Source organism: Lysobacterales bacterium, from assembly GCA_014946745.1.
Lineage (GTDB): Bacteria > Pseudomonadota > Gammaproteobacteria > Xanthomonadales > Xanthomonadaceae > Aquimonas.
In genome coordinates, this window is record JADCRD010000001.1 from 1,692,321 (window position 1) to 1,709,671 (window position 17,351).

A 17,351-nucleotide genomic window follows, 5' to 3' on the forward strand; every position below is an offset into this window, starting at 1 on the left:
CGCCTGGGGGTCAGGAAAGCTTTGGGTTCGGTAAACGTACAGCGATTCAGCGCCCACGGCCGGGGCGGCGCGGCGCCGGCTTGGCATCAGGATCATCGTAGATGGAGGCCTCGACCTGATCGGCATCCACTTCGACGCCCTCGCCCTGACCAATCACGGAATAGTCGGGCACGAGGCGCGCTTTGGCGATGTTGTCGTGACTCAGGCGGAAGATTTTGCCGTCCTGCTCGACCAGCACCTCCGCACCCTCCACCCCGCGGATCGCGGCACTGAAGCGGCGGCGGCCCTCTTGGGGAAGATGCAGCGCGATCTTCGCCTGCTGGCCGATGAAGCGTTCGAAGTGGGCAGGCTTGAAGAGCGGGCGATCGAAGCCGGGCGATGAGACTTCAAGAACGTAGTTGCCCTGGATCGGATCGTTGACGTCAAGCAGGGCGCTGACCTCGCGACTGACTGCGGTGCAGTCGTCCAGAGTGACGTGGCGGCCCTCGGCGTCGATGTAGATGCGCAGCACGCTGCGATGGCTGCTGGGCGCGTACTCGATGCCGAGCAGCTCCAAACCGAGGTCAACGACCGCCGGCGAGCACAAGGCTTCGAGCTCTTGGATTTTCTGCGACATGGACCGACCTCCGGATCTCGCGCGCTCGCAGCCAGGCGGAGCGCAGTCAGGGCACAGGGCCCTGTCCAAGACACCGGAGCCTCGTCGGACGACCTCACCGACGCTGCGGGCCCGAAAATGAAAGAGCCTCACGGGGAGGCTCTTTGCAATGCCGCCGAAAGATCAACTCTCTCGCGGCCTTCACTGATGGTAGCGGGGGCAGGATTTGAACCTGCGACCTTCGGGTTATGAGCCCGACGAGCTGCCAGACTGCTCCACCCCGCATCAGTCAGACGCGCAGTATATGGAGCGTTTGCGTGCAGCGCAACAGTCAATGCGCCATGCACTGAATGGCGCACTGGATGCTCCGGCTTCAACACGCCGATTCCGCGGTCGCCGAGCCACCCGACCGGTTTGCTGCGCGGCACCTCGACACCGACGAACACCATCCGCTCCGGCGCGCTCGGCGCTTCGGCGCTGGCGCCGAAGCCCAGGCGCTTGAAGCGCAGGACCCAATCGGCGCGCGCTCGATGTCGAAACACGCGCAAGCGCAAGCGCCAGCGCCATGCATGCGAACGCCTGCATCCGCCGAGCACATGCATGCGAACGCCTGCATCCGCCGAGCATGCGTCGAGGGCCCGTCGGACAATCGCCAGAGACCCGCTCAGCGGAGCGCGCGCTGTGGACAAGCCGCAGCGTTCTTCGAGCCATGCGGCCCGTCGCTATACTCGAAGGCCCGAACGAGGCGGCTCGCCAATGCGTCCGAACGAGTGCCCTGCACCGCCCGCGCCCGCGGACGATCTGACCACCCTGCTGCACGCGTGGCATCAGGGTGACAGCGGTGCATTCTCGGCGGCGGTCGATCGGGTCTATCTCGACCTCAAGCGGATGGCCGCGCAGCGGCTGGGGCGCGGTGGCGCTGCGACGTTCTCGCCGACCGAGCTGGTCCACGAGGCCGTGCTCGACATGCTGCCGGCGCGGATGGACTTCGCCAGTCGCACGCATTTCCTCGCCACGATGTCGCTGGCGATGCGCGCCATCCTGGTCGATCACGCGCGTGCGCGCAGCGCTGAGAAACGCGGCGGCGATCGCGTGCAGGTGAGCGTCAGCCGCATCGATGAGGAGAACCCGCACAGCGCGGCACCGATCGACCTGCTTGCGCTGGAGCAGGCGCTGCAGGGCCTGGAGGCGCTGGACCCGCGCTGCGGTCGCGCCATGCACCTGACCTATTTCGGCGGGCTGTCGCAGGAGGAGGTCGCGAGCCTGCTCGGCGTGTCGGTGCCAACCGTCAAGCGCGACCTGCGTTTCGCCCGCGCCTGGCTGCTGAAGGCCATCAGCGATGATCCGGCCCGGGATGCCGCCGATGCAGGCTGAGCGCTTCGCCAAGATCCGCGCGCTGTACGACGACGTGATCGACTGCCCGCCCGAGCAGCGTGCGGCCCTGCTTTCGCGACAGAACGCGCCCGCCGACATCGCGGCCGAGGTGCTGGCGCTGTGCAGGGCCAGCGACGACAGCGATACCGCCGCCTTGATCCGCCCGCGCGACGCGCTGCTCGGAGAAGCTACAGCCGCGCAACCGGCCATAGGCGATGTGTTCGGCGCCTGGCGCGTGGTGGCCGAGATCGGCCACGGCGGCATGGGCCGGGTGTTCCGGGTTGAACGCAATGACGGCCACTACGCGCAAACGGCGGCGCTGAAGTTCATCAAGGGCGTGGCCGCCGAAGCCGCGATCACCCTGTTCGCGCGCGAGCGACAGCTGCTGGCGAGGCTGCAGCACCCGCGGATTGCCCGGCTGATCGACGGGGGCGCCACACTGGAGGGCCGGCCCTATCTGGTGATGGACTACATCGACGGCCAGCCGATCGACGCCTGGTGCCGCGAGCATCAGCCCAGCCGGGATGCCCTGCTCGATGTGTTCGTCGCGGCCTGCGGCGCGGTCAGCCATGCGCATCGCGAGCTGGTCGTGCACTGCGATCTCAAGCCTTCGAACATCCTTGTGACTGCCGCCGGCGAACCGGTGCTGCTCGACTTCGGCATCGCGCAACTCAACGAGCGCATCAGCGATGCGCCTGCGCCCGATGATGCGGGCGCAGCGTCCCCCGGCTACACGCCGCGCTATGCCAGCCCGGAGCAGCGGCGCGGCGAGCGGGTGAGCACGGCCAGCGACGTCTACAGCCTAGGCGTGGTGCTCGGCGAAATGATTGAGCGCGCCGGGCTCGCCGCCGACCGCGAGCTCGCCGCGCTGATCGCGCGGGCCTCGCAGGCACAGGCGAGCTCGCGCTACGCCTCGGTGGATGCGCTGTGCGAGGACATCGCACGACTGCGCGCGCAACGTCCACTGCAGGCATTGCCTGCCACGGCAGGCTATCGATTGAGCAAGTTCATGCGCCGCCGCTGGGGCGCGGTGCTGGTCGCGGCGGGCGTAGTCGCACTGTGCCTAGGCTTCACCCTGCAGTTGATCAACGAGCGCCAGCGCGCGCTGGCGGCCGAACAGATCGCACTGGCCGAGCGCGATCGCGCTCGGCAGTCGGAGATGGAGGCGCGCGCCTCGGAGGCGACCGCGCGCGAGACCAACGGGTTCCTGATTTCGGTGTTTCGCGGCGGCCACGCGGACGCGGGCAGCGGCCTCGTCTCGCTCTCGAACCTGCTCGACGAAGCAATGCTGCGCGTCGAAACCGATCTTGCGGGCACACCGGCCACGCAGTCGCAAATGATGGCCACCCTCGCCCGCGTGCTGTTCGTGATCGGCCAGCCCGACCGCGGCCAGCAGCTCTACGCGCGTGCCATCGAACTCGAGCGCAGACAGCAGCGCCCGCTGGTGCTGGCCGAGATGCTAATCAGCAATGCGCACGAGCTGCGTCGCGAACGCGCTGCGCAGATCGACTATGCAAGCGTGCTGGAAGCCCTGCGGCTGGTGGACGCGCACGCCGTTGCCGGTTCGCCGCTGCACTTCGAACTGCGCTTGAATGCGGCGAGCATTCTGGGCCAGGGTCGGCGACCGGAGGCCGAAGCGGTGTACGCGGCCGCACTGCAGGAAGCGCGCGAGCACCACCCGGACAGCGTCGCGCTGTCCAATGCGCTCGCCGCCTATGGATGGCATCTGCGCCGACTGAACGATTTCCCCCGCGCCATCGAGCTGATGCGCGAGTCAATCGACCTGCGCCGGCTGCTGCTCGGCGACGTGCACGTCGAGTACGTGACCGCGCTGGAAGTGCTGGCCGGCACGCTGCAGCTGGCACGAAGGTTCGCCGAGGCCGAACCGCTGTTCGTCGAGGCGCTGAACCTGCACCGTCGCGATGGCCGACTCGCCAGCCGACAGGGCGCTTGGTCGCTGGTGCAGTACGCGACGCTGCTCGCTGCTGCCGGGCGCGCCGAGGAGGCGATTCCGCTGTTCGATGAAGCATTCGAGATCGGCCAGCAGAAGTTTCCCGATGACAGCCCCTCCTTTGCGATCTGGAAGCACAACCTCGCCGACGCCGTCGCGGCAACTGGCGATGTGGCGCGTGCGACGGCCATCGTCGAAGACGCCATTGCCACGATGGAGACAGAGGGACCGGTCGCTCACCGCCGGCTCGCCCGCTCGCTGATCCTGCAGGCACGCATCCTGCGCCAGAACGGTTGCGACGCAGCGGCCGGCTCGGCAGTGGACAAAGCGCTGGAGATTCTGACAAGCGATCCCGCGCTCGATGGGTTCGATATCGCTGACGCACGACTGGTGCGCGCGCAGTGGCTGCAGGACTGCGGCCGCCATGGCGAAGCACGCGCCCTGCTCGAGGCCCTGCAGGCAGCGCCTGCGCAGCTTCGCCCCGGCACGGCGCCGTACCTTGACCATGCCGTGGCAAGAGCCAACCTGTGGCGAGACGGCGACGCGCTGACGCTGTCGAAGCTGATCGAAGCCGAGCACGCGCTGGCCGCGATCCACGCCCCCGGCGACCCGCGCCTGGCCTTGGCTCGACTGCCGCGCGCGGAATGGCTGCATGCGCAGGATCGACGCGCCGAGTCTTCCGCACTGGCGACGGCGATCGAAACCGAGATCGGCGATCGACTGGTGGCCGACGCACCGCTTCGCCGACACATCGAGGAGCTGCGCGACGCGCGTTGATCCAAGCTCCCGCTCAGCGACCCGAGAACGTTCATGCGCAGCATCCGCGCATGAACTTCCTTGCAATTCGCCCCCATCAGGGGCTGTAGGAGTCCTCCACCGCTGGAACAACCGGCCGCGCTTCGAACCCATCGCGGAACATCCGGCGGGCGTCCGGCCCGTCCATCGCCGCGTTGTTGGTCAGCTGGGGATCGTTGATGCCGACCGGCGGAGTGATCGTGGCGATGTTGCTGATCGACGTCGAGCCGCCGACGACCGCCGGGGTGGCATTGAAGCGGATCCGCACCGACGTCTGCGCTGGCAGATCGACGCGGATGTCCAAGGCGCCGCTGCCCGAAGGCGGGCACCAGGCCGCAGCGTCGGCCTCACACTGCCACTGCGCACTGACGAAATCCGGCGCCAGGGCGTCTTCCACCCTCGCTCCGAGCACCGCGCTCGGGCCGTCGTTACGCACGGTAATCAGGTAGGGCACCGGCTCGGCATCGTTGATGTAGTCGCTGTTGTTGGTCTTGCTGATGACGAGGTCGGCACTGGTGCCCGGCTGCCCGGGGATCACGCTGCCCTCAGCCGAGAACGCCCCCAGCCCCATCGCGTTGCGTGCGCGCACCCGGCAGCGGTAGGTCTGCTGCGGAGTCAGCCCGAGCAGGTCGATCGGCGAACCCGCACCCACCGCGGTGATCGGACCGGGCAGGCAGGAAAGCTCGTAGTCGAGCAGTGCGCTGCCGCCGTTGTTGCCGGGCGCACTGAAGACCACCCGCACGCCATTGGCCAAGGCGATCAGCGAGCCGAGCAGCGGAGCCGCCGGCACGGTTGCGGGCGTGGTGCTCAGCGCATTCGATGCGGGGCTGCTGCCGATCGCATTGCGCGCAGTCACGCTGCAACTGACCTGCACGCCGTTGCTCAGACCACTGACCAGCAGCGGGGACGCCGCACCGGTCGTCGACTGCGTGCCGCAGGTGGCGGTGTAGTCGAGGATCGGGCTGCCGCCGTTGTTGCTGGGCGCGGTGAAGTCCAGGCTGGCGCTGCCATCACCGCGCACCGCGCTGATGAGGGTGGGCGCCTGCGGTGCACCGACCGGCGTCACCGACAGCGCATTCGAGGCCGCACTGCTGCCGACCTCGTTGCGCGCGACCACGCTGCAGTTCGCCTGCACGCCATTGGCGAGCCCAACGACGATCAGCGGCGAGGCTGCGCCGGTAGTCGACTGCGCACCGCAGGTAGCGGTGTAGTCGAGCACCGCGCTGCCGCCGGTGTCGCTCGGCGCGTTGAACGTGAGCATGGCGCTGCCGTTGCCGGGCTGCGCGCTGATCAGGGTGGGTGGCTGCGGTGCGGCGACCGGCGTCACGCGCAGCGTGTTCGAGGCTTCACTGCTGCCGACCGCGTTGCGAGCGAGCACGCTGCAGCTGACCTGCACGCCGTTGCTGAGCCCGCCGACCAGCAGCGGGGACGCAGCACCGGTCGTCGACTGGGAGCCGCAGGTGGCCGTGTAGTCAAGGATCGCGCTGCCGCCGGTGTCGCTCGGCGCGGTGAACGTCAGCGTGGCGCTGCCGTCGCCGGGCTGGGCGCTGATCAGCGCGGGTGGCTGCGGCTCGCCCAGCGGTGTCACCGAAAGACGGTTCGAAGCCGCACTTGCGCCCGCGACATTGCGTGCGCTGACGCTGCAGTCAATCGCCATACCAACACTCAACCCGCTGACCAACAGCGGCGAAGCCAGGCCAGTGACACTCTGCGCGCCGCAGGTAGCGGTGTAGTCGATCACCGCGCTGCCGCCGTCGTTGACCGGCGCGCTGAACACAAGACTGGCGCTGCGGTTGCCCGCCTGCACGGCAGCGAGCACAGGTGCGTCCGGCGCGCGGCGCGGTCGCACCGGCAGCACGTTCGAGGCATTGCCGGTGCCGGTCGCATTGCGTGCGGTCACGCTGCAGTCGACCTCTACACCGTTTGCCAGTCCGGGCACCTGCAATGGCGAGCCGGTGCCGGTGACGGTTCGCGCGCCGCAGCTCGCGGTGTAGTCGAGGATCGCGCTGGCTTCCGCGTTGGTCGGCGGGTCGAACACGAGGGTCGCGGCGCCGTCACCAGGCTGCGCCGAAGTGAGTACGGGCGCGCCGGGCAGTGCGCGCGGTGTCACTGCGATCCTGTTGGAGAACACACTGAAGCCGGCCGCGTTGAACGCGCGCACCGAGCAGTCCACGGTGGTGCCATTGATCAGCCCGGTCACGACCGCAGGCGATGCGTCAACAAACACCCCCTGCGTTCCGCAGGTCGCGCGATAGCGCAACACCGGACTGCCACCATCGTTGCTCGGTGCGGAGAAAAGCAGGGTCGCTGATGCATCGCCTGGCGTCGCCCCAGTGAGCGTCGGCGCCCCGGGCACTGTGCGCGGCGTCGCGAGGATCACATTCGATGCGGCGCTGCTGCCCAGCGCATTGCGTGCGCTGACGCTGCAGGACACTTCGGTGCCGTTAGCGAGGCCCGTCAGGGTGATCGGCGACGCCGCGGCCGTAACCGAGCTGGCGCCGCAAGTCGCGGTGTAGTCCAGCACGGGCACGCCACCGTTGTCGCCCGGCGCAGTGAACGTCAGCGTCACCACCCCATTGCCGGGCGCTGCAGCGCTCAATACCGGTGCGCCCGGGAGATCGGCCGCCACGTACGCAGCATTCGCAGTCGACGCCCGATTCGCGGCATCGCCGGTGTAGCTCGCCACCAGCGTCTTGTTGCCACGCGTCGTCGAGGTCAGTGCACAGCTGCCCACTGAAGGGGCGCCGGGCGTCAGCAGCGCCGAACAGCTGCTCGTTCCATCGGACACCTGCACTTCGCCACCGGGCGAGGGCGTGCCTTCACTGCTCACGGCGACCGTCACCGGATAGGCGACGCCCACCCGCGCCGGGTTTGGCGGCTGCGCGGTGATACTGATGGCGGTGTTCGCGATCGGCGTGGCCGACACCGGATCGGAGGGCGGGCCCATGCCGAGATCGTTACGGGCGGTCAGCGTGCAGCTCGCGCTGACGCCGTTGGGCAGGGGCTGCACGACGATCGGCCCGCTCGTGGCGACCACGGAGACGCCACCACAGCGCGCGGTGTAATCGCGATGCGGTGTCCCCACACCGTTGAATCCGAAGAAGACCGTCAGTCGACCGTTGCCGGGCGTGATCTGGGTGATCGTGTGCTTGCCGGGAAGGACCTGGTCGGGCACCTCGACCGCGAACAGACCGGAGGCCGATGTGCGGTTTGCCGAGTCGCCGCCGTAGAAGGCTCGAAGCGTGAAGGCACCGGTGCTGTTGGTGGTCAGGCTGCAGCTGGCAGTCGAAGGCGTACCGGGCGTCAGCGTCGCCACGCAGCTGCTCCGCGCGCCGATGACACTGACCTGTCCACTGGCCGGGGTCGAGCCAGAACTGCTGACCTCGATATTGACGGCATAGGCCACGCCTGGCCTCGGAACCGCGGGTGCCGTCGAGCGGATCACCGTGGTGCTGGCGGCCTGTGCAGAGGCATGTGAGTTCAGGTAGACATTTGAGATCTGCAGGCTGTCGAGCCCGGTCAGGCTGCTCGAGTTCGTCTCGAACACCGCAAGACCGGCGTCCGACAGCGCCCGCGCGCCGGCTCGGCTGTCCGCATCGCCCGCCACACCGGCCGCGGATTCGGATCGGCGCGCTATCGCACCGGTGACGCGATCCTTGACGTAGAACTGGGCTAGCGCGGCGCTGGCGCCGGCAACCAGACCGTTCTGCGAACAGACGAAGCTGACGTAGCGCGCGCCTGCGGCGATCGAGGCTGAGCTGCACGCACCGCCCGTGCCCGCGGCGCCTGAACTGCTGGTGTTGACGCGTTCGATCGCGCCGGTCTGCAGGTCCTTGACGAACACATCGCGCACGCCATTGGTGTCGCCGGGCACGAGATTGCTCGCGTCGGAAACGAAGGCGACATAGCGGCCGTCAGGGCTCAGGGCCGGCTGCTCGCTGTGGCCATTGCCCGGGGCGCCGCTGGCGTCGCTGCTGGCGAGGAATCGCAGGCCCGCTGGCGTCGGCGCGAACGCATACACGAACACGTCGCGCACCGCGCTGCCGCCGTCGAGCTGGAAGTTGGTCGCATCCGACGCGAACGCGATGCGCTGACCATCGTCCGAGATGCTGGCCTGCACGCTATCCCCATTCCCCAGACCGGCCGCGACGCGACTGAGGATGAGCGGGCTGCTGCTTTGTCCGTCGCGCAGGATCAGAACGATGTCAACGAAGCCGTTGCGGTCGCCCGTACTGCCCAGGTACTCGCTACGGTCAGCCGAAGTGAACACCACCCGGAGGCCGTCGCGGCTGACCGCGATCGGCCCCAGCGCGTCCACCGGCGACTGTGAGCCAAACGCGGTACTGATGCGTCGGACGCTGCCATCGCTGAGCCGCTTGGCAAACAGATCGACCCTGCCATTGGTGTCGTTCGCGATCAGGTTGGTGGCGGACGACAGGAAGAACACCTCGCCGCTGGCCTCGGCATAGGCCGGGGCGAAGCTGTCGCCATTGGCCTGAACGCCATCGGCCGCGATGCTGACCCGCTGCACGGCTCCGCTGGTGCTGTTGCGCAGGAAGACGTCGGAGCGGCCATTGGTATCGCCGGCGATCAGCGCGCGGCTGTTCGAGGCGAATACAACAGTCTCACCGTCGCGGCTGATCGCCGCCGCGCTGCTGTCGCCGGTGTTTCGCACGCCCGCGTAGGCCGCACTGGCACGCGCCGTCACCTGGGCGCTGCGGTCACGCACAAAGACGTCGGCGGCGGCATTCAGATCCGGCTCCACCAGCTGCGCATTGACGGACTGGAAGGAGACGAAGCGACCGTCCGCGCTGATCGCCGGGCGCATGCGCGGCTCCCAGGTCACGTCTTCGCCGCCGGCATCGCCGCCGGCGAGCGTGAGGTGCTGATTGGTGAGGGTCTGAGTCTGGCGGTCGCGCACGTACACGCCGGTGCCCACGCCAGGGCGCCCCTGCTGGAAGACGACGTAGCGACCGTCGCCACTGATCGCCGGCACCAGTGCGTTGGAGTAGGACGGGTGCGACACCAGCTCGATCGCGCCGCTCAACATGTCCTTGACGAAAATCCGATCGCCATTCCAACCCCCGTTCGCGGGCAGATTCGGCGAATTGCATTGGAAGGCGACGAAGCGACCATCGGCACTCAGCGACGGAGAGCCGGCGCAGGAGCTCGTGGCGGCTTCGCCGGAGGCGGTCGCGCTGACCAGACGCGAGCTGCGGGTCAGACGGTCCTTGATGAAGACCTTGTTCTGCAATGAGTTCGCGGTGAAGTTGGGCACCAGATTGCCGGCCGTGGACAGATAGGCGACGTGGCGGCCGTCCGCGCTGATCGCCGGCATGTGGCTGTTGTTGTCGCCCACAGCATCCGCACTGGTGCTGCTGACGAGATCGAGCGCGGCGGTCTGCATGTCCTTGACGTAGACGTCGATGAGTCCGTTGCTGTCGCCCGCAGCCAGCGGACGCGAGGAGGCGAACACCACATAGCGGCCGTCCGCGCTCAAGGCGGAGAGCATGGTCGTGAACGACAGTTCGGCCTGGGGCGGCAGGCTGCCGTTGGGCAGCGATGACGCGCGCGCCACCGAGCCGCTGTAGAGATCCTTCACGTAGACATGCCTGCCGCTGTCACTCCCCGGCATCAGCGTGCTGGCCTGCGAGAAGAACGACACGTAGCGCCCGTTCGCGCTGATCGACGGCAGCTGGCTGGCGCTGTTGCCCTGCGTGCCATCGGCGGCCACGCTGACCCGGCGCACCGCGCCGCTCAGCTGATCGCGAACGAAGACGTCCTCAACCCCATTGGTGTCACCTGCAACCAGGTTGCTTGCGCTGGAGGAAAACACCACGAAGCGCCCGTCCGCACTGAGCGCCGTGCCGGACGCCACCGAAGCACCGTTGCTTTCGGGGAAGCTAGCGAGCGACTGCGACAGCTGGCGCGGATAGGCCGGCGCCGCGGGCAGCACCGTCTGCGTCACCGCGGCGGTGGTGCCACCCGCATAGGCGCCGCCGCCGCTCCAGGTGGCCGTCAACGCACGCGTGCCGACGGTGCTGCCGCGCCACAGACACTCGCTGGCCGGCAGCACGATGGTGCATTCGTCAACGCCATCGCTGACCACGATCGTGCCCGTGGGCGCCGGCTGCGCCAGGAAGGGCCGCATGTCGAGCAGCACCACCACGCTCACCGCCTCGCCGACGCGGCTGGCAGCGGGCAGATGGCTGACGATGCGGAAGTCGCGAACGCTGTGGACATCCTGCGCACTGCTTGCGGCCCACACACTCTGCGCCGCGAAATCGGCGCTCAGTTCGCGTGTTCCCGCTCGCGCGCTGCGCAGCACACAGCTGGCCGTTTCACCGGGCGTACCCGCCAGGCTGGCTTGGCAGGTCGAGGTCAGCGGATCGCCTTCCGGGCCATCGCTAACCACGACCACGCCCTGCGGATGGCCGCCCTGGCTGGGGTTCTCGCGCACCTGCAGCTGCACGGTGTAGGGCTCGAAAGGCGCGGTGGCCGCAGGCGTGCGCGACAGCAGTTGGGTGACCGTGGTGCGGCCCGCATCCACCGCATGAGAGACAGTGGCGGTGGTCGCTGCGATCGCGTCTTGGCCGCTGTAGCAGAGCTGCATCGTGCGCGTGCCGGGGCTGCTGAAGCGGATCGTGCAACTGTTCGCCGGCAGGGTCGCGCTGCACTGGTGCGCGGGCGTGATCGGAGGCGAGGCGCAGTCGGCGGCTTCCTTCACGATCACCTGCCCCGTCTGCGCCAGCGGCAGGCCGCTGGTCTGCGCGACGAGACGCCAGGCGAACACGACCTCGCTGTTCACCACCGAGGGCGCGGGCGTGCGGGTGATGTCGGTGAACCCGACGATGTCGACCACATCGTGCGTCGTCGTCGCGCTGCTGCCGTCCCAACCGCCCCAGCCCAGGTAGTCGGCCGTCAGGGTGCGGCGCCCGAGCGCGCGCGGCACGATCTGGCAGCTGCCGCTGCCCGCATTCAGGGTGATCCTGCAGCTTGCGGTCAGCGCGTCGCCGCGCGGCCCGTCGCGCACTTCGACTTCGCCCCTGGGCGTGCCGCTCATGCCGTTGTATGCAGCCTTGGCGACGTTCACCTGCACGCTGTACGGGCTGGTGCCGGCGCTCGAATCAGGCGCATCGACGATCTGCACTTCGGTGTTGGCGCCGGGTGTGAAGTACCAGTTCACCTCCGGGTTGAAGCGGATGCGGGTGGGGAAGATCAGACGCTGATGGCCATCAGCAATCGGCGTGGTGCCGATGAAGGTAGCGGCGAAGGATGTCTCAGGAACAAAGCGGACGACGATCCTGCACTCACCGCCCTGCGGATTGTTCATCCGGCCGACATAGCGGGCCTGGTGGAAATAGTCGTCGGCCGTACCGGCGGTCCCGTCGATGCCCGCGCGCGCCAGCCGCAGGGTGGCGACGTCCTCGCTGTGCAGGTGCCGCTGCACCTGGCCCATTTCATAGCCCTGATGAGCCGCCGATTCGCTGTTGGCATAGCCGAGCGCGGCCATCACCGCCGCATTGCCGTTGGCGACGAAGTTGTGCCCCGCCGGCAGACCGGACAGCTCACGGGTCATCGTTGTTCTGTCGACCACCGCCGGCACCACGCCGGGATCGTTCTCCCCGCTGACATACCAGTTCAGGCTGCGATCATCGCCGCGCTGGTCATCGGCCGAACCGGGAATGCCATCGGCGTCGCCGAGGTGATCGAGCAGATTGCTGGCGCCATCGGTGCTGCGCGTGGCGTCAAACACGCTGGTGCCTGCTCCGCTCGGGTCATTCGCATGCTGCGGATGGTGGAGCCCGTGGGCATGCATGAACTCATGCAGCAGCACCGTTTCGAAATCCGGCAGGGTGGGATCCGCGCTGCTGTCGGGCCAGAACGCGAAGCTGTGCTCAGCCAGGCCCTGGAAGCGGTTATAGGTGGCGATCACGTTGTGGATCGCCGGCTCGGCGGCGATCGCGAGCGCCGGATTTGCCGAGATATCGACGCAGACCGTAACGTCGCTTTGTTGGCCACCCACGCCCGTGTAGTTCTGATGCAGGATGGTGTTCGGTGAATCCTCGGTGGCGGCGATAAAAGCACCCGCACCCGCAGGCTGCGGAAGCAGGCCGATCAGGCTGGCGACCAGCACGCTCAGACGCAGGCGGCTCATCGCACGCTCCCGCTGTCGACGCGCTTGCCGTCGCGCTGCAGCAGCGGCTGCAATGCTCGAACGGTACTCGCCAGCGCGTTGATGCCCGCCGATTTCGGCTGCCGCTCGGCCTGATCGAGGACGTCCGCCCACACCAGCTCGCGCGACTTGCCGTCCTCGCGCCACTGCAGCGCGAACACATCGGCATCCAGCGCGTGGAACTCGATCTCCGGCTCACCCTGCTCGCGTTTGGCCTGCGCCTCAGCCGCCTTGGCCTCCTGCCGCAGGCTGTCGGCGCTGACGCCGCGCAGTGCGTCGAGCGCAATCTCGGCGCGCAGGGCTTCCCACTCGGCCGCATCCAGGCGGATCTCGTACTGCCCGGACTGGCGCAGATACCAGGGCCGCTGCACGGCCACGCAGCCGTCGTCGTGCACGCTAATGCGCAAGCGCTCGTGATCCGCCCCACGCAGGGCCGCCGAGACGATGCTGAGGCTCAGCGTCGGCCGCGCCGAGCCCTCGCAGGCCGTGGCGGCCGAGGCCAGCGCAGGGAACAGACAGGCGCAGACGACGGCGAACGCCGACATCGCGAGTGCAGCGTGAGCGCGGCGCAGCAGCCGCCCCGGCAGCAGACAGACCATGAAGAAACCCCTGATGGCCGAACCATGACGGCCTTTGGGGAGGCTTGTCGTATTTCGATGCGGCGAGGGATCACGGCGGATGCTGTGAGATCGCGCAGGCTGCTCAGCCCCCCGGAAGCGGGCTCGGGGACCCAGCTGCAGCGCGCCGGAGCCGCCAACGCCCGCTCAGCGCGAGCGACGGTCCGCTGGCGCGTGGCGCCGCGGTGGCCAACGCCACCAGGCGGCGAGGACACCCGAACCGAACGCGGTATAGGCCAGAACGAAGACCCAGGCCGGCGCCTCGATGTACAGCAGCCGACTGAGCCAGTACTCGATGAAGCCGCCCGCATAGGTGACCTCGCCCGCCTGGTCGCGCAGCCACAGTTCAAGCGTGGTGAGGGGACACACCATGCCCAGCCAACTCTGGGCCACCACGATGCCGATGGTCGCGAGGTGGGCGAGGCGGAACCACCACGCATTGGCAAAGCGCCAGCCGCGCAGATTGCCGAGCACGATCAGGACGAGCCCGAGCACCACGAACAGCACGACGCACACGTGCAGAAACAGCACAGCGTCGGCGGCCACGGTCCAGAGCATCGGGATCAGCCCTCCAGCAGCGCTTCGAGCGTCGCGCCGAAGCGTGTCTGTATCGATTCGCGCAGGCGATGGCGACCGTCCGCCACCTGCTGCACGCCGCCCACCCAGACGCCGTCGATCGCCGGCCGATTGCTGGCGAACACCCAGCGATCCACCAGATCCGCCGCCGTCGTCGCATAGAACGCTGGATGCGCGCTCTGCAGGGTGATCAAGTCAGCATCGGCGCCAGGCGCGAACACGCCCTCGCGCACCGCGCTGCCCTGCCCCGCCGATTCGGCGCCAGCACGTACGACGGCGGACAGCAGGGTCTCGCCGACCGAGGACGTGGTCGAGTCCGCAGCGAGGGTGCGATGGCGATGCAGAAGACGCTGGCCGTACTCCAGCCAGCGCAGCTCATCGACCAGGCTGACCGTCGCCTGCGAGTCGCTGCCCACCCCGAAGGCTCCGCCTTCCGCGATGTAGTCAAGCAGTGGGAAGAAGCCGTCGCCGAGGTTGGCCTCGGTGGTGGTGCAGATGGCCACCGTCGCACGGCTGCGCGCGATCCGCGCGGTTTCCTCTCTCGTGAGATGGGTGGCGTGCACCAGCGTCCAGCGCGCATCGACCTCGGCATGCTCATACAGCCACTCGACCGGCCGCGCCCCGCGCAGAGCGAGGCACTCATCGACTTCCCCGGTCTGTTCCGCAATGTGGATGTGGATGCGACTTTCGGCGGGCAGTGCGGCAAGCACTTCGCGCATCGCCGGCAGCGGCACCGCACGCAGGCTATGCAGCGCGCAACCGATCTGCAGGCGCTCGTTCTGCTGCGCTCGCAGCGTGTCGAGCAGGTGCAGGTAGGCGTCAACCGTGTGCCCGAAGCGGCGCTGTCGTTCGTTCAATGCGCGGCCGTCGAAGCCACCGCTCATGTAGAGCACGGGCAGCAGGGTGAGCCCGATGCCGGTTTCCCGCGCAGCCTCGATCAGTGCCAGCGACATCGCCGCGAGATCGGCATAGGGGCGGCCATCCGCCGCGTGATGCAGGTAGTGAAACTCGCAGACCCGGGTGTAGCCCGCTTCAAGCATCTCGACGTACAGCTGGGCGGCGACATCGCGGAGGCTGTCGGGGTCGAAGCGCGCGGCCAGCTGGTACATGGTTTCGCGCCAGGTCCAGAAACTGTCCTGCGGATTCAAGCGGCGCTCGGCGAGGCCTGCCATCGCGCGCTGGAAGGCGTGCGAATGCAGGTTGGCCACGCCGGGCAAGGCCCAGGGCAGCTCCGCCCCGCCGCTGGCAGGCTGCATGCCGACCACGCGCCCGCGGGCATCGGACTGGATCGACACGTTGGAGACGTGAGCGCCGGCCGCGTTTGGCAGCCACAGACGGCAGGCGGGAAGTGAGGCAGCGAGTGACGTGGGCATGCGCGGATTGTGGCCGAAGCCGTGCGCTCCGCGCAGGCCGGGTCTGAACGGATGCGCACCCGCGATCCGACGATCAACCCCGTTCGCCGCGTCCGTGCGTACAGACGCGCACACCCCAGCCGAGGACACCCGCCATGCCCATGTATGCCCACGCCACCGACCGCACCCGCCTTCGTCGCCGCGCAAGCGCGCTCGCGCTCGCACTGGGCGTCGGTTTGCTGGCCGCCTGCCAGGGGCCCGCCTCGAAAGCACCGCCATCGCGCAGTGAGCCGGCCGCCGAGGCAGCGTCGATCAGCTCACCGCCGGGGGCCGCGAGCACGGACCCGCAGGACGCCTCGCGCCTTGAACAGGTCATGGTCACAGGCTCACGCGTCACAGCCCAGGAAGCCGCCCGGATGGCGCCGATGATGGCAGCGCCGCCCCCCCCATCGCCCATGTCGGTGCCGCACGTGAATCGCGAGAACTACGCCGATTTCGAGCGCAACGGTATCCAGCGCGTCGCCGAACAGCCGGTGTCGACCTTCTCCATTGATGTCGACACCGGCGCCTACAGCAACCTCCGCCGCCTGCTGCACGCAGGCCAGCGTCCGCCATCGGACGCGGTGCGCATCGAAGAGTTGATCAACTACTTCCGCTACGACTACCCGCGGCCGCGCGCCGGGGAGGCGCCCTTCGCCTTCGCGACCGAACTTGCGCCCTCGCCCTTCCACCGCGGACGACTGCTGCTGCAGGTGGCACTGCAGACCGAGGCGATGGACACCCGGGATCTGCCGCCGGCCAATCTCGTGTTCCTGATCGACACCTCGGGCTCGATGCAGGACGCCGACAAGCTGCCGCTGCTGAAGCGCGGCTTCGCCCTGCTGGTGAACCAGCTGCGCCCGCAGGATTCGGTCGCCATCGTCGCTTACGCGGGCAGCGCAGGCCTGGTGCTGGCGCCGACGAAAGGCTCGAAGCGCGGTGAGATCCTGGCTGCGCTGGAGCGGCTGGAGGCCGGCGGCTCGACCAACGGCGGAGCGGGCATCGACTTGGCGTATGCCGTGGCGCGACAGGCGCGGATCCCCAACGGCATCAACCGGGTCATCCTCGCCAGCGACGGCGACTTCAACGTCGGCACGGTCGACCATACGGCCCTGGAAACCCTCGTCGCCAACCAGCGCCAGTCGGGCGTGGCGCTGAGCGTGCTGGGATTCGGCACCGGCAACTACAACGAGCAGACCGCCGAACGCCTGGCCGACATCGGCAACGGCAACTACGCCTACATCGACAGCCTGCTGGAGGCGCGCAAGGTGCTCGTCGCGCAGATGGGCGGCACCCTGCACACCCTGGCGAGTGACGTGAAAATCCAGATCGAGTTCAACCCCGCCGTGGTGGCCGAGTACCGCCTGCTCGGCTACGAGAACCGCCTGTTGGCGCGCGAGGACTTCGACAACGATCGCGTCGATGCCGGCGAAATCGGCGCCGGCCACAGCGTTACCGCCCTGTACGAAATCGCCCTGATCGGCTCCGGCGGCGAAGCCAACGCACCGCTGCGCTACGCGGCGCCGCCCTCGGCGGGGACGCAGCGCAGCGACGAGATCGCTCTGCTGCGCCTGCGCTACAAGCGCCCCGGCGCGGAGGCCAGCCAGCTGATCGAGCAGCCGATCGCGCGCGCGATGCTTCGCGAACAGGCCAGCCCCGAGCTGGGCTTCGCCGCGGCAGTGGCCGGCTATGGCGAACTGCTGCGCGGCGGTGAGCACGCGGGCGAGATGAACTGGGATCGCGTCGAACAGCTGGCTGTGGCCGGGCGCGGTGAGGACCGCGACGGCCTGCGCGGCGAGTTCCTGCAGCTGGTCGGGCTGGCGCGCAGCGTGAGCGGGGCCGACATCAGCGCACGCTGATCCGCCGCACTCGATTC

The 17,351-nt window shown here is 68.6% G+C and carries 8 protein-coding genes and 1 tRNA gene; 3 read left to right on the top strand and 6 right to left on the bottom strand.

Annotation, left to right across the window (positions count from 1 at the left end; translation table 11 throughout):
- Positions 1 to 46: 46 nt before the first annotated feature.
- Together rimP and H4O13_06555 are read right to left on the bottom strand one after the other, a co-directional pair.
- Entirely contained in the window at positions 47 to 616 is a 570-nt protein-coding gene (gene rimP / locus H4O13_06550; GenBank protein MBE5315048.1) for a ribosome maturation factor RimP, read from the bottom strand.
- A 187-nt stretch (positions 617 to 803) separates the two neighbouring features.
- A tRNA-Met gene (locus H4O13_06555) sits at positions 804 to 880 on the bottom strand.
- 471 nt (positions 881 to 1,351) lie between these two features.
- On the opposite strand from H4O13_06555, the gene H4O13_06560 reads away from it, so the two are divergent.
- Positions 1,352 to 1,969 (top strand): sigma-70 family RNA polymerase sigma factor, encoded by a 618-nt coding sequence (locus tag H4O13_06560; GenBank protein ID MBE5315049.1) that lies wholly within the window; start codon positions 1,352 to 1,354, stop codon positions 1,967 to 1,969.
- Positions 1,959 to 4,697, top strand: a complete 2,739-nt coding sequence (locus tag H4O13_06565) for a serine/threonine protein kinase (GenBank protein MBE5315050.1) — start codon at positions 1,959 to 1,961, stop codon at positions 4,695 to 4,697. Before H4O13_06560 ends, H4O13_06565 begins: the two co-directional genes overlap by 11 nt.
- Before the next feature lie 76 nt (positions 4,698 to 4,773).
- Here H4O13_06565 and H4O13_06570 read toward each other — a convergent pair whose 3' ends face one another.
- The 4 genes from H4O13_06570 to H4O13_06585 all read right to left on the bottom strand — a co-directional run bounded on the left by H4O13_06570 (position 4,774) and on the right by H4O13_06585 (position 15,457).
- Positions 4,774 to 12,873 (bottom strand): PD40 domain-containing protein, encoded by an 8,100-nt coding sequence (locus tag H4O13_06570; protein MBE5315051.1) that lies wholly within the window; start codon positions 12,871 to 12,873, stop codon positions 4,774 to 4,776.
- Positions 12,870 to 13,490, bottom strand: coding sequence for a hypothetical protein (locus tag H4O13_06575; GenBank protein ID MBE5315052.1), 621 nt, complete (start codon positions 13,488 to 13,490; stop codon positions 12,870 to 12,872). Before H4O13_06575 ends, H4O13_06570 begins: the two co-directional genes overlap by 4 nt.
- 165 nt (positions 13,491 to 13,655) lie before the next feature.
- Positions 13,656 to 14,066 (bottom strand): DUF2784 domain-containing protein, encoded by a 411-nt coding sequence (locus H4O13_06580; protein MBE5315053.1) that lies wholly within the window; start codon positions 14,064 to 14,066, stop codon positions 13,656 to 13,658.
- Positions 14,067 to 14,071: 5 nt separating this feature from the next.
- Complete coding sequence (locus H4O13_06585) at positions 14,072 to 15,457, bottom strand: formimidoylglutamate deiminase (protein ID MBE5315054.1); 1,386 nt, start codon at positions 15,455 to 15,457, stop codon at positions 14,072 to 14,074.
- Positions 15,458 to 15,597: 140 nt separating this feature from the next.
- On the opposite strand from H4O13_06585, the gene H4O13_06590 reads away from it, so the two are divergent.
- Complete coding sequence (locus tag H4O13_06590; protein ID MBE5315055.1) at positions 15,598 to 17,334, top strand: VWA domain-containing protein; 1,737 nt, start codon at positions 15,598 to 15,600, stop codon at positions 17,332 to 17,334.
- Positions 17,335 to 17,351 lie beyond the last annotated feature (17 nt).